The organism is Saccharopolyspora karakumensis, from assembly GCF_004349225.1.
Taxonomy (GTDB): domain Bacteria; phylum Actinomycetota; class Actinomycetes; order Mycobacteriales; family Pseudonocardiaceae; genus Saccharopolyspora; species Saccharopolyspora endophytica.
Genome location: NZ_SMLA01000001.1, coordinates 117,368 through 139,249, shown reverse-complemented (window position 1 = coordinate 139,249; position 21,882 = coordinate 117,368). Strand labels below are relative to the sequence as shown.

Genomic DNA, 21,882 nt, shown 5'->3' with positions numbered 1-21,882 from the left:
CTGGTTGACGGCAAAGGGAAACGGATGCCGATTGCTTCCGGGCAGTGGAAGCCGGTGGTTCTTCCCGGCGGCTGGGAACGGTGAGCGGGAGCGTGGGTTCGCGCCACTTGGCGCGGTCGGCGGCCGGATCTTGCGGACACTTTGGTGATAGGGGCTGGCGTGCGCAGCGGCGTGCTGTTGAAGATGTTCGGACTGTGCGTCCTAGCCGGCGTACTCGTGGCGGCCTTACTGCTGCCAGTTGCGACCGGGGCTGGGGCGATGGTCAACCAGACCACCCGTGCCATGTCGAAAATGTCGAGTTCGCTCGCAAAACGGGAAATGCCGCAGGTGTCGACCGTCACCGACCGCAACGGCAAGCCCATCGCCTACTTCTTCAAGGACTACCGGGTCGAAACCCGCCCCGAGCAGATCGCCGACACCATGAAGGCCGCCATCACCGCGGTCGAGGACAAGCGCTACTGGCATCACGGCGGCGTCGACTGGCACGGCACGATCCGAGCGCTCGCGACGAACATCGGCAGCGGCGAGACCGCGCAGGGCGCGTCCACGATCACCCAGCAGTACGTGAAGAACTACCTGGTGCACGTCTCGGCCACCACCGAATTGGAGGCGGAGCAGGCCAAGGAGACCACGGTCGCCCGGAAGCTCCGCGAAGCCAAGATCGCCGTCGAGCTCGAGCGCACCATGTCCAAGGAAGAGATCCTCACCGGATATCTCAACGTGGTGCCCTTCGGCAACCAGACCTTCGGGGTCGGCGCTGCCTCTCAGACCTACTTCGGCACCACTCCTGACAAGCTGACGATCGCCCAGGCGGCACTGCTGGCCGCCGTGGTCAACCAGCCCGGTTCGCTGAACCCCAACAGCAACCCGCAGGACGCGCTCGCCCGCCGCAACCTGGTCATCGACCTGATGGCCGACAGCAACAACGACATCCGCATCACCGAGGAAGACGCTGAGATCGCGAAGAAGGAGCCCTTGGGCGTCCTGTCCCCGCTGGGGCGGCCGCCGAACGGCTGCGTCGGCATCGGCGACGGCACCACCGACGGATTCTTCTGCACCTACGTCCGCGACTACCTCGAGCGCTACGGCATCGACACCGACAAGCTGAAGGTCGGCGGCTACACGGTGCGCACGACCCTGGACCGCACCGCTTCCGACGCCGCCAAGCAGGCCGCGCAGAAGCAGGTCCCGACCCAGACCGAAGGCATCGCCAACGCGATGTCGGTCGTTGAACCGGGCAAGGACAAGCACAAGGTCCGCGCCCTGGTCGCCAACCGCGACTTCGGCAACGACCCGAGCAAGGGGCAGACGGCCTACGACATCGTCAGCCGCGTGCAGCCCTTCGGTGCGGGCTCGATCTACAAGATCTTCACCGCCGGGGCTGCGATCGAGCGCGGCATGAGCATCTACGACACGATCGACGTTCCCGCCAGCTACACCTCGCGGATCTACAAGAACGGGCAGGCGCCCTACACCGTGCACAACGCCGACGGCGTGAGGCCGGGGCCGCGCACGCTGCAGATGGCGTTGGCGACCTCGCCGAACACCGGCTTCGTGGCGCTGCTGGAACGGGCCGGCCTGAACAACGCCGTCGACATGGCCGCCAAGCTCGGCATGCGCAAGAGCATCAACGGCGTCAACGCGCTCGGGTCGACGCTCAAGGACGACGGCTCGAACGGGCCCTCGCTGGGCGACTCGATCAAGCGGCGCAACAACGGTTCCTTCACTCTCGGTTTCACGCCGACCAGCGTGCTGGAGCTGTCCAACGTCGCGGCCACGATCATGAGCGATGGCGTCTACTGCCCGCCGACCCCGATCGAAGAGGTCAAGGACCGCTACGGCAACCCGGTGCAGCTCGGCGAGCCCGCCTGCGAGCAGGCGGTGGCGCCCGCAGTGGCCACCGCTCTCGCACAAGGCCTCAGCAAGGACGACACCGAGGGAACCTCCCGCGCGGCGGCGCAGGCCGTCCAGTGGACGCGGCCGATGATCGGCAAGACCGGCACGACCCAGGAGCACAAGTCCGCGGCCTTCCTGGCGGCCACGCCGCAGATGGCCGGTGCCGTGCTGACCTACTCCGACGGCAAGCGCCCGGAAGGCATCTGCGACGGTGGCGGAGACGCCCCGCCCTACCTGTGCGGCAGCAACGGCAACATCTATGGCGGCAAGGTGCCCGCGCGAACGTGGTTCGACGCGATGACCAAGATCCACAGCGGATTGCCGGTCGCCGCCCTGCCGGGCACACCGCCGCCCACCGCAGCTCCGCCTGCGGCACCGGTGCCGTAATCGGATGTGAGGATGGGGACCCTTCTGCCATGTCGAATGGCAGGAAGGTCCCCATTCTCGTGTCATCAGGCCGTACTCAGCGATAACTCAGAAATCCTTGGCAAAATGCCTACGTGGTTTCCGAACGTGATCGAGTGGATGTTCGCGGCACCGTCTGGTTCGTGGTTCTCGCCTATGCGCCTGCTTGGTTGCTGACCACGCCGCTCTGGCTGACCGGCGAGGGGCTGTCGTGGGGATGGGCGCCGGTCGCTCTCACCTTCATGATGCTCACGCCCGCCGTGGCGGCAGTGGCGGTCACCAAGTGGATCAGCCCCAGCGGTGCCCCGTTGCGCGCGTTGGGACTCACCAACCCCGGCGGGATCAAGAAGTGGTGGAGATACGCCGTCCTGGGGTGCGTCGGACCTCTGCTGGCAGTGCTGCTCGCCTTGCTGGTCGGCTACCTGCTCGGCGTCTACAGGGCGGACTGGACCGGGTTCTCGGGACTCGTGGAGCAGGTCGGCGCCACCGTCGTCGGCGAGCAGAACCAGACATCACCGACTGCGCTCGCACTGACCCAGCTCGGCCAGGTCGTGCTGCTCGGATGGCTGCACACGCTGCCGGCGCTCGGCGAAGAACTCGGCTGGCGCGGTTACCTGACCAAAGCCCTGCTGCCGCTGGGACAACCCGGTGCCTTCCTCACCACAGGTGTTCTGTGGGGGCTGTGGCACGCTCCGATCCTGCTGCTCGGATACAACTACCCGACGGTTCCGATCGTGGTGTCGTTCCTGATGATGGGCTGCTTCTGCGTGCTCGTGGGAACACTGCTGAGCTGGCTGAGGCTCGCCTCTGACAGCGTGTGGCCGGCCGCGATCGCACACGGCTTCCTCAACTCCGCGGGAACGATGGCAGTGATCTTCAGCCAGGCCGGTCATCCCGTCGACAACGCCAACGTCGGCCTGCTGGGATGGAGCGGCTGGATCGTGCTGATTCTGCTCATCCTCGTCCTGATCATGATCGGCAAGCTGCCCGTGCGCATCCAGGTCACCAAGCAAGGGATCAGCAAGGGGGTCGAGCGTCGCAGCCGCAAGGCATGAGCGGTGCAAGGGAACTTTCCTGCCACCCCGCTCCTGCCGATTGTGCGTGCGTGGGCCCGTTGTCGTGAAAGCATTGGGGCATGGTGACGAGTCTGCTGCCCTCCACCCAGCGCGTGCTGCTGCGGCGCCTGGCCGTGGAGCAGAGTGAAAACCGTGTTCCCTCCCTGATCGCCGGTCTCGTGCGTGATGGGGAGACGGTCTGGTTCGATTCCCGTGGCCAGGTGAACGAAGCTCCCTCCACGACGGACACCCAGTACAGGATCGGGTCGATCACGAAGACGTTCGTGGGCGTGCTCGTGATGCGGCTGCGCGACGAAGGCCGACTCGACCTCGCCGACAAGTTGGACGAGTACCTGCCGGGGACCTCGCTGGGCAACCGCAGCATCGGCGAAATCCTCAGCCAGTGCAGTGGGTTGACCGCCGAGCCCGCAGGACAGTGGTGGGAGCGCACCCCGGGCGGAAGCCCGGAGGAGCTGCTCGCCTCCATCGACGACGGTGCGCTGCGCCCGACCCCGCGCCACCAGTTCCACTACTCCAACGTGGGTTTCGGAATCCTGGGCGAACTCGTCGCCCGGCTTCGTGGCGCCCCGTGGCACGAGGTGATGGAGCGCGAGATCCTGCGTCCGCTCGGCATGCGCCGCACCACCTTGAGCCCCGTAGCACCCCACGCGGAGGGCTTCGCGGTCCACCCGTGGGCGGACGTGGTGCTACCGGAGCCGGCGGAAGACGCAGGGGCGATGGCGCCCGCAGGGCAGCTGTGGTCGACCTACGACGACATGGCCCGGTGGGCCCGCTTCGTCCTGGGCGACACCGGCGAAGTGCTCCACCCGGACACGGTGGCTGAAATGCGCGTGCCCGGCTCGGTGGATGACGGGCCCGAATGGCGTTCCGGCTACGGACTCGGTTTCCAGCTGCTGCGGCACAACGGCCGCCGCCTGGCCGGGCACAGCGGTTCGATGCCGGGGTTCTTGGCCAGCGTGTGGGCCGACCCCGCCGAGAACGAGGCGGTGATCTTCATGGCCAACACGACGGCTGGGGTCACCGGGGCGCTGGGCACGGACCTGCTCGACGCCTTGGCCGAGCACGACCCGCGCATCCCGGAGCCCTGGATCCCGCGACCGGACATGGACATGGGGCTGCTGGAACTGACGGGGGAGTGGTACTGGGGGCCGTCGCCGCACGTGCTGCGGGTGCTCAGCAACGGGCTCCTCGACCTGAGGCTCGGGCACGGCCGCCGAGGAAGGGCCTCGCGCTTCCGCCCCAACGGTGACGGCACCTGGACCGGTCTGGACGGCTACTACGCGGGCGAGATCCTCCGCATCGGCCGCGACGCCGACGGCATGCCCAACCACCTCAACCTGAACACGTTCATCTTCACTCGAACCCCATACGCCTCAGACGCCCCGGTGCCCGGCGGCGTTGCAGGATGGCGGCCTGCAGGCAGCTGACCGGTGCGGCTCGGGTCCCTTCCTGCCACAAGACCGAGGATGAAGGGACCCGAGCTGCCCAGGCGGGCGCGGCTGTGCCGTGCAGAGCTCGTGCGGCATGCTTGCGGTATGGCCGACGACCTGCCGATCACCAGTGGCTGGAGCATCCCGCCCGCGGAGCTTTCCGAGCGTTTCTCCAGGTCGTCCGGGCCAGGCGGGCAAGGAGTCAACACCACCGACTCGCGGGTGGAGCTTTCGTTCGACCTCGCGCGCTCGTCCTCGGTGCCCGAGCGACTGCGCGCACGCGCCCTGGAGAAGCTCGGGAACCGGTTGGTCGACGGGGTGCTCACGATCACCGCTTCCGAGAACCGGGCACAGCTGGCCAATCGCCAAGCCGCGCGGGAACGCCTCGTCGCAGTGCTGGCCTCCGCAGTCGCACCACCGACTGCGAAGCGCCGCCCCACCAAACCGACCAAGGGATCGCAAAGGCGACGACTTGCCGGCAAGAAGCGGCGCTCCGAAGTCAAACGCCAGCGCAGGCGGGGTGATCCCGGCGACGCCTGAGCTGCGAATACCGCGTTCCTGGTTACTCTTGCGCACAGGTGAACGCAGGAGGGAACGAGCTGATGCGCACAGCATGGGTGATGCCCGGCGGCTCCACCTTCGGGGCCATTCAGGCAGGTCTGGCAACGGCACTGTTCGAGGCGGGAATCGTGCCGGATCTCGTCGTGGGAACCTCCGCGGGCTCGCTCAACGCCGCGTGGCTGGCCGGTGATCCGACCACGCGCGGTGCCGAGAAGTTGCGCGACCTGTGGAAGTCGATGCGGCGAGCCGACGTGTTCCCGATCCAGCCCACCAGGATCCTCGCGGGCAAGCTCGGTCTGTCCAACCACGTCATGGGCAACCACGGCCTGGCCCGCTGGGTGCACGAAACCCTGCCGTTCCGCAGGCTGGAGCAGGGCGCGATTCCGCTGACGGTGACCGCGACCGATCTCGACACCGGTGACGCCGTTTACTTCGAAGACGGCCCCGCCCTGCCACCGCTGGTGGCGTCGTGCTCGATTCCCGGGATGTTCCCTCCTGTAGAAGTCGGTGGGCGCTGGCTCGTCGACGGTGGACCTGCTGCGTTCATGCCGATCAGCCGCGCCGTTGAGCAGGGAGCACAACGGGTGTTCGTGCTCCCGTGCGGCGGAACTGAGCCCTTCGAGTTCACCCAGGATCGGCGCCGCGGCATCGGTTCGATCGCGACCTGGCCGCCGCCGAAGACCCCGCCGCGCTCGATCGGTGGTGTCAACGGTGCTGCCCTGGGAGCTGCGATGGTCTCCGCAGCCCGATTGGACATGCAGGTCAACGCACCACGTTGCGAGTTGTACGTGGTGCCGGCTCCTTCCATCGTCGGCCTTTCGCCCTACTCCTTCGCGCACTCCGGCGCCTTGATCGACAGCGCCTGGCGGGTCGCCCGCAACTGGCTGCCCGCAGCCACACCCGTTCCGGCCGGACACCCCGTCAACATCGCCGGAAAACCCGTCGGTGACGAACAGTTTGGGATCACGGACTCGGCACCAGCGTTCTGAGCACGGTGCGCCTGAGCAGCCGTCCGGCGCTCCACAGGGAGCGACGGCGCGGTCGCACGGCGCGCGGTGGCGGCGGCCCGGAAGCGGGTGTCAGAGCCACGCGCAAGAGATCTCGTGGCGGTTCAAGACCGGTTTTGTAGGCGCGCAGCGTCGCGCGGGGCACGGCCGTTCCCCGCCTGCTTCCGGTCTCCATCTCGGCCACGAGCTCCTCGAAGCGGCACAGGTTCTCCGCCTTGATCGCCTCGAACAAGACCTGCTGCGTCAGCGCCGCCGACATGAAGGTGCGAGCACCGTCCATCACCGCCCGCACCGGCGGTGACACCGGAATCCCGTCGACGAAAATGGGTTTCGGAAGTCGGATGGTGCGTTCGAACCGGGTGCCCGCGTAGCTCTGGATCTTCTGGCGATGCGGGATGAGGACGTGGATGTCGGCCGATTCCGGAGGCGACTTCAAACCGTGCAGGCGAGCCGCGTGCAAACCGGTGAGCATCGCGTGAGGCCCGGCGCGAAGCAGAGCGGCTTCGATGCGATCCCGCAGCGTCGCAGGGCCGGGTGCGACGAGCACGATCCCTGGGGCCAGACGTGTCCACGGGCCGTCGGCACGAGCCCAGCGATACGCCGTGGACTGGCTAATGCCGAGCTTGGCCAGTTCACTGACCCGGTACACGCGGCGGCTGAAGCTCAGAGCGGCGGCTTTGGCGGCGGTCGTCTTCTGCATGCGTAGAACTATCCGCATACTAGGCGCCGAATTCGTGTAGCAGGCACGGTCGATGCGTGTGTCGTGATCACCTGAGCGGGTGATTACCGGCTTGCTGGGTCGGTATGGGAACGTTCCGATCAGCCCAGCCGGACCGCAACGAACCCATATCCACCGAGAGAAGACCGCTCAGCGGGTGGCAGAAAGGCTCCCCTGCTCTTCCGGGTACCTCTGCATCCACCACTGCATCGCGTATTCGACCAACCGGATCAGAGATTGCTTGGTGGATTCCCGGTTTCGGGCGTCGCAGGTGACGATCGGAACGTCGTCTGGGATCGCCATCGCCTCTCGGACCTCCTGAACCCGGTGCTGCAGATTGCCGTCGAAGCAGTTGAGCCCAACGATGTAGGGGAGCTTGCGGTCCTCGAAGAAGTCGATGGCCGAGAAGCAGTCGGCCAGCCGACGCGTGTCTACCAGGACCACCGCACCGATCGCTCCGCGCACCAAGTCGTCCCACATGAACCAGAACCGGTGCTGACCAGGCGTTCCGAACAGGTAGAGGATCAGGTCCGAGTCCAGCGACAGACGACCGAAGTCCATGGCCACCGTCGTGGTCTGCTTGTTCGGTGTCGCATGCAGGTCGTCGATGCCGTGACTGGCCTCGGTCATGACCGCTTCGGTGGTCAACGGCACGATTTCCGACACTGAACCGACGAATGTTGTTTTGCCGGCGCCGAAACCACCTGCGACGACGATCTTCGCGGAAGTGGTGGTCGGGGACCTGCGGGGGTATTCAGGTCGGGCTTGCGTATCAGGATTCATGTCTTCCCACTTCAGTCATCAAGCCAATGCTGGGTTTCTGCGTTCGGCGCGCTGCCCGGGAGACCCGCGCGCGGGGTGAAGTCAGAGTCGGCGAAGTCCGCTCAGGACCCGTTCCATCAACAAGAAGTGCGACGAGCTGCTGTTGTCGCTGACCGTCTCGTGCACCGTGACCAGACCCAGATCCGCCATGTCACCGAGCAGAACCTTCGCCACGCCGAGCGGAACTCCCAGCATCGCGCCGACCTCGGCGATCGACCTCGGGTGCCGGCAGATCTCGGCGATGGCGTGGTGCTCGGTGCGCTGCAACCTCTCCGGCGTGCAGAAATCGCTCGCCGAAACCAGTGTCTCGAGCTCCAGGTGGTGGTTGGACCTGGTTCGACCACCGGTCCACGCGTACGGGCGGATGGAGGTGGACATCGCTTCACCGGTCGGCGAAGCATCCTGTGCAGCCTGAGGGCCGGCTGCACTCGGAGGGGCGGGAGTGCCGCGACCACCTGCCGGTTGTGGTGCTGCGGGTGCGCCGGGGGAGGCCGACCGTGACCGGGAGGCGTCCTTGACCTCCTCCGACTCGGTCGTGCCCTGCGGCCCGGGATCCTTCTGCGCACGCTTCCGGTGCCACCCGCGTAGACCGCTGTCCAGGGTGAACCGGTTGAAAACCTCCGCCACGCTTTCGCTTTCCGGCGGGCCGGAGGGGCGCCGCCGGTGTTGCCCGGTCGGGTCCGGACCTTCGCTCATCTTCGCCTCACACCGACTGTCCGGTCATCACTCGGCTCGTCCCCTGCAGCTGAGAACGCAGCTCGGGCGTCAGGATCTGGCCGACGCGTTCGACCAACAAGGTCATCTCGTAGGCGATCAAACCCATGTCGCACTGCGGCGCCGCCAACACCGTCAGGCAGGAGCCGTCGCTGATCGCCATCTGCAGCATCAGACCACGTTCCATCTCGACGACGGTTTCGGTGACAGCGCCCGCCTCGAAGCACCGAGCCGCACCCTGGGTGAGGCTGAGCAGGCCGGACGCGACGGCGGCGAGCTGGTCTGCGCGGTCTGTGGGGAGTTTCGCCGAGGCGGTCAGCAGAAGTCCGTCAGCCGAGACGACGACTGCGTGGGCAACACCGGGAACCCGCTCGGTGAAGTCCGTGACGAGCCAACCGAACTGGCTCGGCTGGGAATTTTGGGCGTTCATGGCGCCTCCTTTCCTCCTAACTGATTCGGGGATCACCGGGTCTCATCCGTTGACGGCTGTGGGTCGCGAAGGCTGTGCTTGCCCTCGCGGACACCGCGTTGGAAGCTGGCCAACCTTCCGCGCGTCACATCGGGGTCACGCGGAGATGTGGCGGTCGAATCGGTGACCGATCCCGATACCAGCTGGGCTCTGGGGGTCCGGCGTGGCAGACCTGAGGGCGTGTACTGCGGGACCTCGTTCTCGGCCTGCTGCTCCGCCGTCTCTGCGCTGCCATCCCCGGCTGGGTCCTGCTGGGTGGTGGCGGACTGCTCCGCACCTGTTGCTGCGGCGGTCGAGGCGTGGATAAGGCGGTGACGGCCACGTTGAACGCCTGCCTGGAAGCTCGCCAGCCTGCCCCGTGCCCGATTGGGGTCACGTGCAGGACGCGGCTCGTCGCCGTCCGCCCGGTCAGCGCTGCCCGCGACCAGGTTCGCCCGCGGAACCCGCTGGGGCAGCCCGGCCGAGGTGAAGTCGGTCGGCTCGGAGGCCGCGACCTCCTCAGCGCGCTGCTGCCCCTCATCGCTGGCGAAGGTCCAGTCGCGGGAGTCCACCTCGTCGGCCGTGCTGGGAGCCTCGTCGGAGGAAGGGGGTCTTTCTTCCGGCTTCACGACCGGCAGGATCTCGGTGACGGGACTGTCGTCGGTCTCGTCGGGCCAGCGGAACTTGGGTTCCGCGTCCGGGTCGCCTTCCTCCCGCTCCAGAAACCACACCGAGGACAGCTCGTCGAGGATCGACTCCGGGGTCTCGGGAACCTCCATCTCAGGCGGCGGCTCAGCGGAGGTCTCCTGAGTGCTGAAGAGCTCGTGGGAGAAGTCCTCGTCGTCGGCGCTGCGGAACAGGTGGAACCCGTTGTGGGTCGGCGGGTTGCTGATCGCGTCCTGTTCGGCCGCCTCCCAGTCGAACTGCCTGATCAGCGTGTCGTCGTCGTGTCCCGGCCGGTAGACGCCGTTGGTGCGCGGGGTCGGTAGCGAGACGTCGTCGATCAGCAGGTCCGGCCGGAGGGTCACGGACACGCGCAGACCTGTGTCCTTCTGGCCGGACATGAGCTCCACCCGAATGCCGTGCCTGCGTGCCAGGCGGCCCACCACGAACAGGCCCATGCGTCGCGACGTGGACTGCTTGATCTCCTCGTCGGAGTTCAGGCGCTGGTTGGCTTCGGCGAGCTCGTTCGGGTTCATGCCGATGCCGTCGTCGTCGATGTCGATGCGCAGCGAGCCGTCGCGGTCTCGCTGTCCTGATACCACGACCTGGGTCTGCGGCGCGGAGAAGTTCGCGGCGTTGTCGAGGAGTTCGGCCAGCAGTCGCACCAGGTCGCTGGCCACGTACCCGACGATCTTGGTGTCGGGGAGTTGCTGCACGTTGACCCGCGGGTAGTGCTCGATCTCCGAGACGGCGGCGCGCAGCAGGTCGGCCGGTGTGGTGGGGCGGGTGAAGCGACGCGCCAGATCCGCGCCGGAGAGCACCATCAGGTTTTCGTTGTTACGGCGCATCCGGGTCGCGAGGTGGTCCAGCTGGAACAGCGTTGCCAGTTGGTCGGGGTCCTCTTCGTCGCGTTCGAGCTGCTCGAAGAGTCGAAGCTGGCGTTCGAGCAGGCTCTGGCTGCGTCGCGACACGTTGATGAACGAGTCGCTGTAGCTGCGGCGGAGTTCTGCTTGCTCGGTGGCGAGGGTGACCGCCTGGGTGTGCACGTCGTCGAAGGCTCGGGCGACTTCGCCGACTTCGTCGGTGGTGTTGACCGGCACCGGTTGGACTGCCTGCGGTGCGTGCCCGGCGCGGATGTCGGCGACGGCGTCGGGGAGCTGGTGGTTGGCGGTGTCGAGCGCGCTGTGCCGCAGCATCTTGAGCGAGCCGAGCAGATGCCTCGCCACCATGACCACGATCGCGCCGGCGATCAGCAGTGCGGTGAGCAGGATGACCGATTGGAGGCCGGCGAGGTTGCCCGCGGTGTCCTGCAGGCTGAACGCGGTTCGGTGCAGCTGCTGGTCGAGCTGGAATTGCAGCGCGTTGAGCGCCTGAGCCGCGGTGTTCGACTGCTCCTTCCACGTCGCGGTCGACACCAGGTGCGACGACAGCGTGGAGCGGGTGTTGTTCTGCTCGGCCATCGCCAGCTGGACCGAGGTTTCCCGAGCCGGCACCTGAGGGTTGGAGTAGAGCTGGTCGTAGCGGATGCGCTGCTGCGGGTCGGCTGCGGCGCGGAACTCCTTGACCGCTGCGGTGCGGCGGGCTTCGCTCGCGGCCAGGCGGGCGAGGTTGTCGCTGGTGAAGTCGTCGCGGGCCAGGCCGGTGAGCACCAGGGCCTGTTGCAGCTGAACCTCTTCGCTGATCTTGGCGAGCTCGTGCACGGTGGTGGCGGTGGCCACCAGCTCCGAGGAGGAGATCTGGCTGATCAGCGTCCGGTCCAGCGCGAGCATCACGTCGATGAGCTCGGTGTAGGAGTTGGCGGTGATGCCGGGGTCGACGCGTCCGCCGAGCACGAGCTTGCGGATCGGGTCGAGCTCGGTCGACTGGCGTTCGGTCTCCTGCTTGGCGTACCGAACGGCGTCGCTGTCCGGTGCGGCGTCCAGCAGGCGTTGGGTTTCCGCCAGCGCCTTGTCGGAGGCGGCGAACCGGTTCCTGACGTCGGCGTCGGTCACCTGGCCGCGAACCAGGAATTCGGCGGACAGGCTGCGTTCTTCCTGCAGCCTGTCGACGGCGGTGCGCACGGCGCGGCCCGCTGAGACGACGCGGTCCATCTGCTCGTAGTTGCTGGCTTCGGTGATCTGACCGCGAATCTGAAGGACGCCCAGCACGATCGCGAAGATGACCGGGACCAGCACGACGGCGGCGATCTTGACCGGGAGCTTCCAGTTGTGCCACGTGATGATTCGGGACGTGGCGCGCGACCACATGGATGCCCGGGTCGCGTTCGCGGGCGGGTCTTCTACTCCGCTGCTCACGACGCAGTCCTTTCCCGCGCGGTCGAAGCTTTCATCGCCAACTGCGCGTTCGTGTGGTGGGCAGGCCGGCCCGCCTCGGGGTGTGCGCGGCAGGTCGTTCGTGGTTGGCGGCGCTGCCTGCGTTTCGGGGGTTTTCGCGGGTGGCCGTGCGGTCACGACGGCGGTATTCGAAGTACCTGCGATGTCGGGGGTGATCGCGGTGGCATCGAATTGGTTCTACCGGTCGTCGGCGTGCAGAACACTACCTCACCGGAATGATCTACTATCTGTTTTGAATTCAGCGCTCTGACCAGTGCATTCGGGTCAATGGAGATCATCTTCTCGGGTGCGCGGGTGCTCCTTGGGTGCTTTGGACACTGATCGTGTTCATTACCGCGAAGGCGGGATGTGCTTTAGTCACCCGATGGAGAGAATCTCTCCGGCTGGGTGACAAAGGGGTCGAATGCAGCGGGAATGTGCCCTCGCTCCTCCCGTGTTACCCTCGCCTAACCAGGCGGTTGATCAGCAAAAATGGTCCCGCGAGACCTCGTTTTGCGAGGTGGCCTGGTTCCGTTCCACCCTCTGGGAGGTACGGCTTCTCGCCAGGTTTAATCACGGTTAGTGATCGTCGGATTCATCAGTTGGTGTGGTGTGTCGCTGCTGCGCTCCAGGTGGAGCGGAATGATCGTTAGACTCCCGCCCTGGTTGGCATCGCAAGTCGTGCGGTCACCGACTCCTGCCGAATTCGAGATCGAAGAAGAGCGCGAACAACTGCGGGAGTTCGGACGAAGTTGGGGGACTTTGCGGCATCGGCGCAGAACACGTCGATGTGATGTCCGATTGCTTGGAAGGATGCATGCGCAACGCCACCCAACCCCCGCCGCCATCTCGACAAACCGAAGCGACCTTCGGCCAAATCGACAAATCCGCCAGGCGCACCGATCTCGCGGTACCCGGCGACGCGGGCCCCGACTTTCCCAGCATCGCTCGCAGCGCGGAATTCCGCGAATTGCGCGGCAAGCTGCGCAGATTCACGTTCCCGATGACCCTCGTGTTCGTGGTCTGGTACGTCGGCTACGTCGTGCTCGCCGCGTACTACCCCGATTTCATGGGGATCCGGCTGTTCGGCGCCGTCAACATCGGACTCGTCCTCGGCATCGGCCAGTTCGTCAGCACCCTCGTCATCACGGCCCTCTACCTGCGGTACGCGGCCAAGGAGATCGACCCGCGCGCCGCTGAGCTCTACCGCAACGCCACCGGAGAGGAGCGGCCCTGATGGACACCAACCCGATGCTCAACATCAGCATCTTCGCGGCGTTCGTGCTGCTCACGCTGTTCATCGTCTACCGGGTGAGCAGCACGGGGACCACCACCGACTACTTCGCCGCCGGCTCGCAATTCACCGGTGCGCAGAACGGAATCGCCCTCTCGGGCGACTTCCTGTCGGCCGCTTCGTTCCTCGGCATCGCGGGCGCCATCGCCGTGCACGGCTACGACGGCTTCCTCTACTCGATCGGATTCCTGGTCGGGTGGCTGGTGAACCTGCTCCTCGTCGCAGAACTCCTGCGCAACACAGGCCGATTCACCATGGGAGACGTGCTCAGCTACCGCATGAAGCAGCGTCCGGTGCGCGCCGCCGCGGCGGTGTCGACCCTGGTGATCTCCTTCATCTACATGATCGCTCAGATCGCAGGTGCCGGAAGCCTGGTGGCGCTGTTGCTCGACGTGCACAGCGCAGCCGGCCAGGCCCTGGTGATCGCGGCCGTCGGTGCGCTGATGATCGTCTACGTGCTCGTGGGTGGGATGAAGGGAACAACCTGGGTGCAGATCATCAAGGCGGTCGCCCTGATGCTGTGCGTCGCGCTCATGACGCTGTTCCTGATGGGCAAGTTCGGGTTCAGCATCACCTCGTTGCTGCAGCACGCCGCCGAGAAGAACCCGCTCGGAGAGCGGATCTTCTCCCCAGGAGCCCAGTACGGGAAGAACGAGACCACCAAGCTCGACTTCATCTCGCTGTCCTTGGCTCTGATCTTCGGGGTCGCCGGCCTGCCGCACGTGCTGATGCGCTTCTACACGGTGCCCAACGCCGTGCAGGCGAGGCGTTCCGTGGTGTGGGCGACCGTCACGATGTCGGTGTTCTACCTGTGCACGGTGGTGATCGGGTACGGCGCGGGGGCGATCAGCGGCACGGATTCGATTCTTGCGGCCCCTGGCGGCGAGAACTCCGCGGCGCCGCTGCTGGCGTACAAGATCGGCGGAACGGTGCTGCTGGGAGTGGTCGCAGCGGTCGCTTTCGCCACGATCCTCGCGGTGGTGGCGGGTCTGACCCTGACCGCGTCGGCATCCTTCGCCCACGACGTGTACGCCAACGTCTTCAAGCGCGGGCAGGCCGAGCCGGACGCCGAGATCAGGGTGGCGCGGCTGACGGCCCTCATCATCGGCGCCACGTCGATCATCGGCGGCATCCTGGTCAACGGGCAGAACCTCGCGTTCCTGGTGTCGCTGGCCTTCGCCTTCGCCGCGTCGGCGAACCTGTCGACCTTGCTCTACTCGCTGTACTGGCGGCGGTTCAACACCCGAGGGACCTTGTGGGGGATCTACGGTGGCCTGGGCGTCTGCCTGCTCCTGGTGCTCTGCTCCCCGGTGGTTTCGGGAAGCCCGACCTCGATCGTGCCCGGAGTCGACTTCGCTTTGTTCCCGCTGAACAACCCCGGCCTGGTGTCGATCCCGGCGTCGTTCTTGCTCGGCTACATCGGCACCCTGCTCGGGGAGCGTGAAGGAGAGGACCGCACTGACGAGATGGAGGTCCGGTCGCTGACCGGCATCGGAGCTTCTTGATCGGTCGTCCCGCGCATGGGAACCTTCCTGTCACTTCCCCGGCAGGAAGGTTCCCGTGCTCTGGCCCGGATCGAGCCCTCTCACGGTCCTGCGAGCCACCCATTTTGAGCAGAATGCGACGTATGGTGGGTCGGCCAAGTGACCGAGTCGGAGAGGGAGGAGTGGCATGAATTCCGCGGCCCAGAGCTCGTGGGAGCCGGTGCGCAAGGTCCGGACCTACGAACAGGTCATGGCGCAGATCGAGCAACGCATTCTCGACGGGCGTCTCGCCCCCGGCGACCGGCTTCCCAGCGAGCGGGAGTTCGCGCACCTCCTCGGGGTCAGCCGGCCGTCGCTGCGGGAAGCGCTGCGCGTGCTCGAAGCGCTGGGGATCGTCGATGTGCGACCTGGCCGCGGCCCTGACGGCGGGTGCGTGTTCCTCGGCCGCCCGGGCACCGGTTTCTCAACACTGCTGAAGATGCAGCTGACGCTCGGTCACTTCAACGGCGCCGATGTGCTGCGGACCCGGCTGGTGCTGGAGGAGTGGGCGCTCCTGGAGGCGGCTCGTCACGCCACTCCCGCCGATCACCGGGCTTTGCACGCGATCCTCGACGAGATGGACTCCCCGCACCTCTCCACACGCGACTTCAACGCCCTCGACACCGAGTTCCACGTCCGGATCGCCGAGTCCACCGGCAATGCGCTGGCCGCACACATGATGGGGTCGCTGCGCACGGCGATCCAACGTCAGATGATCGAGGTCTACGACCGCAGGGACGACTGGCGGGACACTTCGCGGCACGTGCGGCGCGAACACCGAGCGATCCTACAGGCGATCGAGTCCCGAGACGGTGAACGCGCTGTTGAGCTGCTGCGCGGTCACATCAACGACTTCTACGAGCTCGACGAGCGCACCGGTTGATCTCGGGACGATTCGCGAAGCCGGTCGCGCTGATCAGTCCGGCTTGCGGACTCGGAGCCCGTCGAACGCCACTGCCGCGACGGTGTCGGCCAGCGTCTCCGCGTCGGCGCCCTGACGCGGCCGGTACCACTCGACGAGCGAGTTGACCATGCCGAACAGCAGGCGCGCCGCGGTCGCCGGATCGACGTCCGGGCGCAGGTCGCCGTCCGCGGCGGCCTTGCTGACCAGGTCGGCGACGATCTGGTCGAACTCCCGGCGGCGGGCCAGCGCGGCCTTCTCGACCTTGGTGTTGCCGCGTATCCGCAGCAGCAGGGTCACGAAGGGCAGTTGATCGACGAGCACGCCGACGCTGGCACGCACCAGGTATTCGAGCTTGTCGATGGCGCGGCCGTCGATGGTCTCCAGCTTGTCCGCCTCGGCGAACAACCCGTCCAGTCCTCGGTTGACCGCCAGCCGCAGCAGTTCGTCCTTGCTGCGCACGTGGTGGTAGATCGCGGACTTGGTGATCTGCAGCTTGCGCGACAGATCCTCCATGCTGGTGCCGTCGTAGCCGCGTTCGTTGAACAGCTTGACCGCAACCGTGAGCAAGGACTCCAGGTCGTAGCCGGGGCGACCGCGTCTGGTCGCACGGGTGCTGGGCGGTTCGGTCATGAGCGCATTATCGCAAGTCGTTTCAGTCGCGAGGGCGTTGGTCGATGACCCGGCGGAGCTTGCCCACCGAGCGCTCGAGGGAGCCTGGCTCGACGATCTCCACGCCAACGCTCACGCCGACACCGTCCTTGACCTTCTCCGCGATCTCCACCGGTGCTTTCTCGCGCCGAGCCGCGGTGGTCTCGGGAAGTGCCTCGACCAGCACGGTCAGCCGGTCCATCCGGTCCTGGCGGGTGAGCTTGAGCTGGAAGTGCGGCGACAGGTCGGCGGTGCCGAGCACGATCTCCTCGATCTGCGTGGGGAAGACGTTGACCCCCCGGAGGATGATCATGTCGTCGCTGCGCCCGGTCACCTTGTCCATCCGTCGGAAGGCCGGTCGTGCCGTGCCCGGCCGCAGAGCGGTCAGGTCGCGCGTCCGGTAGCGGATGATCGGCAGCGCCTCCTTGGTCAGCGACGTGAACAGGAGCTCCCCGGTCGTCCCGTCGGGCAGCGGCACACCGTCGATCGGGTCGACGACCTCGGGGTAGAAGTGGTCCTCCCAGATGTGCAGGCCGTCCTTGGTCTCGACCGCCTCTTGTGCGACGCCGGGTCCCATCACCTCCGAGAGGCCGTAGATGTCGACCGCGTCGATGTTGGCGCGCTCCTCGATCTCGCGGCGCATCTGCTCGGTCCACGGCTCGGCACCGAAGATCCCGACCTTGAGGGAAGTGCTGCGCGGATCGATCCCCTGGCGCTCGAACTCGTCGAGGAGCGTCAGCATGTAGGACGGCGTCACCATGATGATCTCGGGACGGAAGTCGTTGATGATTTGCGCTTGCCGTGCGGTCATGCCGCCGGAAGCCGGAACGACCGTCATCCCGAGCTTCTCGGCGCCGTAGTGGGCGCCGAGGCCTCCGGTGAACAGCCCGTACCCGTAGGAGATGTGCACCTTGTGCCCCGGGCGTCCGCCGGCGGCGAAGATCGATCTGGCGACCACGGTGGCCCACACGTCGAGGTCGGATTCGGTGTAGCCCACGACCGTCGGTTTGCCGGTCGTGCCGCTGGAGGCGTGCACACGGCGGACCTGGTCCTGCGCAACGGCGAACATGCCGAAGGGGTAGTTGTCGCGCAGGTCCTGCTTGGTGGTGAACGGGAACTTCTCGAGGTCGCCCAGTTCTCGGCAGTCGTCGGGGTGCACGCCCGCGTCGTCGAACTTCCTGCGGTAGAAGGGAACGTTCGCGTAGGCGTGGTGCAGCGTCCACTGCAGGCGTTCGAGCTGCAGGGCGCGAAGTTCGTCTGTGCTCAGCCGTTCGGCGGACGAGAGGTCGTCGATCGGCGGCGCGGCGCCAAGTCGGCGGGCACTCGGCACGTCGTTGTGCGTGGTCGTCATGGGCAGGGACTCCTCAACGCTTGATCTGGCCGACGGTCCGGCTGCGGCCGCGGAACTCCGCGACGACCTCTGGCCCGGCAGGGGTGTCCCGGTGCACCGTGACGTCGTAGATGCCGTTGCGGCCGTATCGAGTTCGTTCGTGCGCGGTGGCCACCAGCTCGTCACCGAGGAACGAGCTCGTGACGAACGAGATCTCCGCTCCGGCGGCGACGGTGACGGGCCCGTGGCTGTTGCACGCGGCTGCGAATGTCGTGTCGGCGAGCAGGAAGACGTAACCGCCGTGCGTGATGTCGTGCCCGTTGACCATCTGTTCGGTCACCCGCATCCGGGCTATCGCGTTTCCGTCGTGCGCTGCGGTCACGACGATGCCCAGCGACGTCGAGGCGACGTCGGATTCGAGCATGGTCCTCGTGGAGTCGCTGAGTCGGTTCGCCGAGCGTGACACCGGGTTGCACCGCCTTCTTACTGACCGAATGGACGGTAAATAAATCTGCTCAAGTAAAAGTCAGTGCGCAAACGGATGTCAAGGCCGGCGATATCGGACGAACTCCATCCGGAAGCGCCCGCCTTGGTTGCCGCATCCGCTTGGGTACGAGCTCAGCGTAGGTGTGTGCGCTTGGTCGTGGGTCTCGCGATGAGTGGGACGGGCAGCTGGGCGAGACCTGCGCAAGGATCCTTCATCGCACCCTCCGGCGCTGGTGAGTGAAAGGCGGCCTTGCTCTCATCCTCCGCCCGGGTGGGGGTGGATCAGGTCTCCGCCACTTTCGCTCCCCGGCGTTGCGCGCTAGCATTAATTCCCGACCGTTCGGTTAGTAATTCTGGAGGGCGAGGCACGATGGCTCAAGGTGCGAGCAAAGTTCTGCGCAGCTACACCAGTGGCGGCTGGAGGGTGGGCGAAGCCGAAGGGGCGCCACTGCACGACGCCGTCACGGGCGCCGAGGTCGCGCGGATCAGCTCCGCCGGCATCGACATGGCCGCAACGCTCGAACACGGACGCGCGGTCGGCGGGCCGGCGCTGAGGGAACTGACCTTCCACCAACGCGCAGCGCTGCTCAAAGCGCTGGCATCGCACCTCCGCGAGCACCGGGAAGAGCTCTACGAACTGTCGGCCAAGACCGGTGCGACCCTCGGCGACTCCAAGTTCGACATCGACGGCGGGATCGGGGTCCTCTTCTCCTACTCCAGCAAGGGCCGGCGGGAACTTCCCAACGACACCGTCTACGTCGATGGGAACGTCGAACCGCTCAGCAAGGGCGGCACCTTCCTCGGTCAGCACATCGCCACGCCGCTGCGTGGTGTCGCAGTGCAGATCAACGCCTTCAACTTCCCCGCGTGGGGGCCGCTGGAGAAGTTCGCCCCGGCCTTCCTCGCCGGCGTGCCCAGCCTGATCAAACCGGCCAGCCAGACCGCCTACCTCACCGAGAAGCTCGTCGAGCTGATCGTGGAATCCGGGCTCATCCCCGAAGGGTCGCTGCAGCTGATCAGCGGAAGTGCAGGGGACCTTCTCGACCACGTGACCGGGCAGGACCTGGTGTCGTTCACCGGCTCGGCGTCCACCGCGCAGAAGCTGCGCACCCACCCGGCCATCGTGCGCAACTCGGCGCGCTTCAACGCCGAGGCCGATTCGCTCAACTGCTCGATCCTCGGCCCGGACGCCAAGCCGGGGACCGCAGAATTCGATCTCTACGTCAAGCAGCTGGTCACTGAGATGACCGTCAAGGCAGGCCAGAAGTGCACCGCGATCAGGAGGGCGTTCGTCCCGGCGGAGCTGCTCGACGACGTCGCCGAGGCGGCCGGTGAGCGCCTGGCGAAGATCAAGATCGGAAATCCGACCAACGCTGACGTCCGCATGGGCGCCCTGGCGAGCCTCGAGCAGCGGGAGGAGGTCCGCCGGTCCCTGAAGGCATTGCAGGGCGCGGGCACCATCGTCTTCGGCGACCCGGAGCAGGTCGAGGTGATCGACGCCGACGCCGAAAAGGGAGCCTTCATCTCACCGGTGCTGCTCAAGGCGGACCCCGAGCGAGCGGAGCCGCACGAGGTCGAGGCGTTCGGGCCCGTGTCGACGCTCATGCCCTACACCTCCGTGGAGCAGGTCGTCGATTACGCCGCGCGCGGGCAGGGGAGCCTGGCCGGCTCCGTGGTCAGCGGGGACGCGCAGTTCGCACGCGACGTCGTGCTCGGTGCCGCGCCCTGGCACGGCCGGATGCTGGTGCTCGACGCGGACGACGCGAAGGAATCCACCGGACACGGCTCGCCGATGCCGGCGCTCGTGCACGGCGGTCCCGGCCGCGCCGGCGGTGGCGAGGAGATGGGCGGCATTCGCGGCGTCCTCCACCACATGCAGCGCACCGCGGTGCAGGGCAGCCCGGCGGTGCTGTCCCAGGTCACCGGACGATGGGTGGAAGGTGCCCCTCGTGCCACCGACGGCGTCCACCCGTTCCGGAAGTCCCTGGCCGAGCTGAAGATCGGCGACTCGGTCGTGGCCGGCCCGCGCCAGGTCACCGATGCGGACGTCGCGCACTTCGCGGAATTCACCGGCGACACCTTCTACGCGCACACCGACGAAGACGCTGCCCGGGAGAACCCGCTGTTCGGTGGCATCGTCGCGCACGGATACCTGGTCGTCTCCTTCGCCGCGGGTCTGTTCGTGTCGCCTGAGCCCGGACCGGTGCTGGCCAACTACGGCCTGGAGAACCTGCGGTTCCTCACGCCCGTCAAGCCCGGCGACGCGCTGACCGTGACCTTGACCTGCAAGCAGATCACACCCCGGGAGAACGCCGACTACGGCGAAGTCCGCTGGGACGCCGACGTGACCAACGACGACCAGGAATCCGTCGCCAAGTACGACGTGCTCACCCTGGTGTCCAAGGAGAAGCGATGACAGCAACGTTGTCCGACCAGGAACTCGAGGAGCACTTCGAGCGCACCATCGACAAGGACCAGCGTCTCGAACCGCGGGACTGGCTGCCCGACGGCTACCGCAAGACGATGGTCCGCCAGATCGCCCAGCACGCGCACTCCGAGATCATCGGGATGCAGCCGGAGGGCAACTGGATCACGCGGGCACCTTCGTTGCGCCGCAAGGCGATCCTGCTGGCGAAGGTCCAGGACGAGGCGGGGCACGGGCTGTACCTGTACTCGGCCGCTGAGACGCTCGGTGGCGACCGGCAGGACCTGACCGAGAAGCTCATCACCGGCCGGCAGAAGTACTCCTCGATCTTCAACTACCCGACGTTGTCGTTCGCCGACGTCGGCGTCATCGGCTGGCTCGTCGACGGCGCGGCGATCTGCAACCAGGTGCCGCTGTGCCGCTCCAGCTACGGCCCCTACGCCAGGGCGATGATCCGGATCTGCAAGGAGGAGTCCTTTCACCAGCGGCAGGGCTACGAACTGCTGATGAAGATGATGAAGGGAACCCAGGCGCAGCGGGACATGGTCCAGGACGCGGTGAACCGCTTCTGGTGGCCGTCGCTGATGATGTTCGGCCCGCCGGACGCCGAATCGTCGCACACCGAGCAGTCGATGCTCTGGAAGATCAAGCGGCACACCAACGATGAGCTGCGGCAACGGTTCGTCGACATGACCGTCCCGCAGGCCGAGATGCTCGGCGTGACGCTGCCGGACCCCGACCTGGAGTGGAACGCCGAACGCGAGCACTACGACTTCGGCGAGGTCGACTGGAACGAGCTCAAGCAGGTCATCAAGGGCAACGGGCCGTGCAACACCGAACGGGTCGCCCGGCGCCGCAAGGCCCACGAGGACGGCGAGTGGGTGCGCGAAGCGGCATCCGCGCACGCTCGCAAGATGACGGAGGCGAAGGCATGAGCAGGAGTGAACTGCCCCTCTACGAGGTTTTCGTGCGAGGCAAGCGGGGCTTGAACCACGTGCACGTCGGGTCCCTTCGCGCCGCCGACGACGAGATGGCCGTGCACCACGCGCGCGACCTCTACACGCGGCGCAACGAGGGCGTGAGCATCTGGGTGGTGAAGTCGTCCGCGATCACGGCGTCCAGCCCTGACGAGAAGGATCCCTTCTTCGCTCCCTCGGGGGACAAGGTCTACCGGCACCCCACGTTCTACGACATTCCCGACAACGTTCCCCACATGTGAG

General features: G+C 66.7%; 19 protein-coding genes. 11 read left to right on the top strand and 8 right to left on the bottom strand.

Annotated elements, in window-relative coordinates; translation table 11 throughout:
- Window positions 1-159: 159 nt before the first annotated feature.
- The 5 genes from E1202_RS00665 (at window position 160) to E1202_RS00645 (ending at window position 6,357) form a co-directional block, all read left to right on the top strand.
- Window positions 160-2,283, top strand: a complete 2,124-nt coding sequence (locus E1202_RS00665) for a transglycosylase domain-containing protein (RefSeq protein WP_132680296.1) — start codon at window positions 160-162, stop codon at window positions 2,281-2,283.
- A gap of 161 nt (window positions 2,284-2,444) precedes the next feature.
- Window positions 2,445-3,356 carry a CPBP family intramembrane glutamic endopeptidase gene (locus E1202_RS00660; protein ID WP_235877489.1) on the top strand — a complete coding sequence of 304 codons (912 nt, stop codon included), beginning with the start codon at window positions 2,445-2,447 and terminating at the stop codon, window positions 3,354-3,356.
- A gap of 80 nt (window positions 3,357-3,436) precedes the next feature.
- The gene (locus E1202_RS00655; RefSeq protein WP_132680295.1) at window positions 3,437-4,804 is read left to right on the top strand and encodes a serine hydrolase domain-containing protein; all 1,368 of its coding nucleotides are present in this window, start codon (window positions 3,437-3,439) and stop codon (window positions 4,802-4,804) included.
- 108 nt (window positions 4,805-4,912) lie between these two features.
- Complete coding sequence (gene arfB, locus E1202_RS00650; RefSeq protein WP_132680294.1) at window positions 4,913-5,347, top strand: alternative ribosome rescue aminoacyl-tRNA hydrolase ArfB; 435 nt, start codon at window positions 4,913-4,915, stop codon at window positions 5,345-5,347.
- A gap of 62 nt (window positions 5,348-5,409) precedes the next feature.
- Window positions 5,410-6,357 (top strand): patatin-like phospholipase family protein, encoded by a 948-nt coding sequence (locus tag E1202_RS00645; RefSeq protein ID WP_132680293.1) that lies wholly within the window; start codon window positions 5,410-5,412, stop codon window positions 6,355-6,357.
- Here E1202_RS00645 and E1202_RS00640 read toward each other — a convergent pair.
- From E1202_RS00640 to E1202_RS00620, 5 genes are all read right to left on the bottom strand, one after another.
- On the bottom strand, window positions 6,332-7,075 hold the full coding sequence (locus E1202_RS00640; protein ID WP_132680292.1) for a hypothetical protein: 744 nt from the start codon (window positions 7,073-7,075) through the stop codon (window positions 6,332-6,334). The genes E1202_RS00645 and E1202_RS00640 overlap by 26 nt on opposite strands.
- A gap of 168 nt (window positions 7,076-7,243) precedes the next feature.
- A complete protein-coding gene (locus tag E1202_RS00635) occupies window positions 7,244-7,876 on the bottom strand; it encodes a GTP-binding protein (RefSeq protein ID WP_132672391.1) in 633 nt (210 codons plus the stop codon).
- Between the two features lie 81 nt (window positions 7,877-7,957).
- Complete coding sequence (locus E1202_RS31995) at window positions 7,958-8,293, bottom strand: DUF742 domain-containing protein (RefSeq protein ID WP_235877486.1); 336 nt, start codon at window positions 8,291-8,293, stop codon at window positions 7,958-7,960.
- Window positions 8,294-8,618: 325 nt separating this feature from the next.
- On the bottom strand, window positions 8,619-9,059 hold the full coding sequence (locus E1202_RS00625; protein WP_132618957.1) for a roadblock/LC7 domain-containing protein: 441 nt from the start codon (window positions 9,057-9,059) through the stop codon (window positions 8,619-8,621).
- A gap of 32 nt (window positions 9,060-9,091) precedes the next feature.
- Entirely contained in the window at window positions 9,092-12,034 is a 2,943-nt protein-coding gene (locus E1202_RS00620) for a sensor histidine kinase (RefSeq protein ID WP_132680290.1), read from the bottom strand.
- Window positions 12,035-12,845: 811 nt separating this feature from the next.
- Between E1202_RS00620 and E1202_RS32490 the strand changes: the two genes are divergently transcribed.
- From E1202_RS32490 to E1202_RS00605, 3 genes are all read left to right on the top strand, one after another.
- On the top strand, window positions 12,846-13,289 hold the full coding sequence (locus E1202_RS32490; protein WP_328590928.1) for a DUF485 domain-containing protein: 444 nt from the start codon (window positions 12,846-12,848) through the stop codon (window positions 13,287-13,289).
- The gene (locus E1202_RS00610; RefSeq protein WP_165943693.1) at window positions 13,289-14,851 is read left to right on the top strand and encodes a solute symporter family protein; all 1,563 of its coding nucleotides are present in this window, start codon (window positions 13,289-13,291) and stop codon (window positions 14,849-14,851) included. The genes E1202_RS32490 and E1202_RS00610 overlap by 1 nt, the downstream gene beginning before the upstream one ends.
- A gap of 166 nt (window positions 14,852-15,017) precedes the next feature.
- On the top strand, window positions 15,018-15,752 hold the full coding sequence (locus E1202_RS00605) for a FadR/GntR family transcriptional regulator (protein ID WP_132680287.1): 735 nt from the start codon (window positions 15,018-15,020) through the stop codon (window positions 15,750-15,752).
- 33 nt (window positions 15,753-15,785) lie between these two features.
- On the opposite strand, the gene E1202_RS00600 is transcribed toward E1202_RS00605, so the two are convergent.
- The 3 genes from E1202_RS00600 to paaI are packed head-to-tail and all read right to left on the bottom strand — an operon-like array spanning window position 15,786 to window position 18,175.
- On the bottom strand, window positions 15,786-16,403 hold the full coding sequence (locus tag E1202_RS00600; protein ID WP_132680286.1) for a TetR/AcrR family transcriptional regulator: 618 nt from the start codon (window positions 16,401-16,403) through the stop codon (window positions 15,786-15,788).
- 22 nt (window positions 16,404-16,425) lie between these two features.
- On the bottom strand, window positions 16,426-17,772 hold the full coding sequence (paaK, locus tag E1202_RS00595) for a phenylacetate--CoA ligase PaaK (protein WP_132680285.1): 1,347 nt from the start codon (window positions 17,770-17,772) through the stop codon (window positions 16,426-16,428).
- Between the two features lie 13 nt (window positions 17,773-17,785).
- Window positions 17,786-18,175 (bottom strand): hydroxyphenylacetyl-CoA thioesterase PaaI, encoded by a 390-nt coding sequence (gene paaI, locus E1202_RS00590; RefSeq protein WP_132680284.1) that lies wholly within the window; start codon window positions 18,173-18,175, stop codon window positions 17,786-17,788.
- A gap of 432 nt (window positions 18,176-18,607) precedes the next feature.
- Between paaI and paaZ the strand changes: the two genes are divergently transcribed.
- Genes paaZ through paaB form a run of 3 tightly spaced genes read left to right on the top strand, consistent with a single transcriptional unit; the run spans window position 18,608 to window position 21,881 of the window.
- Window positions 18,608-20,653 (top strand): phenylacetic acid degradation bifunctional protein PaaZ, encoded by a 2,046-nt coding sequence (gene paaZ / locus E1202_RS00585; RefSeq protein WP_132680283.1) that lies wholly within the window; start codon window positions 18,608-18,610, stop codon window positions 20,651-20,653.
- Window positions 20,650-21,597 (top strand): 1,2-phenylacetyl-CoA epoxidase subunit PaaA, encoded by a 948-nt coding sequence (gene paaA, locus E1202_RS00580; RefSeq protein ID WP_132680282.1) that lies wholly within the window; start codon window positions 20,650-20,652, stop codon window positions 21,595-21,597. Before paaZ ends, paaA begins: the two co-directional genes overlap by 4 nt.
- Window positions 21,594-21,881, top strand: a complete 288-nt coding sequence (gene paaB / locus E1202_RS00575) for a 1,2-phenylacetyl-CoA epoxidase subunit PaaB (protein WP_132680281.1) — start codon at window positions 21,594-21,596, stop codon at window positions 21,879-21,881. The genes paaA and paaB overlap by 4 nt, the downstream gene beginning before the upstream one ends.
- The last annotated feature ends 1 nt before the right edge of the window (window position 21,882 follow it).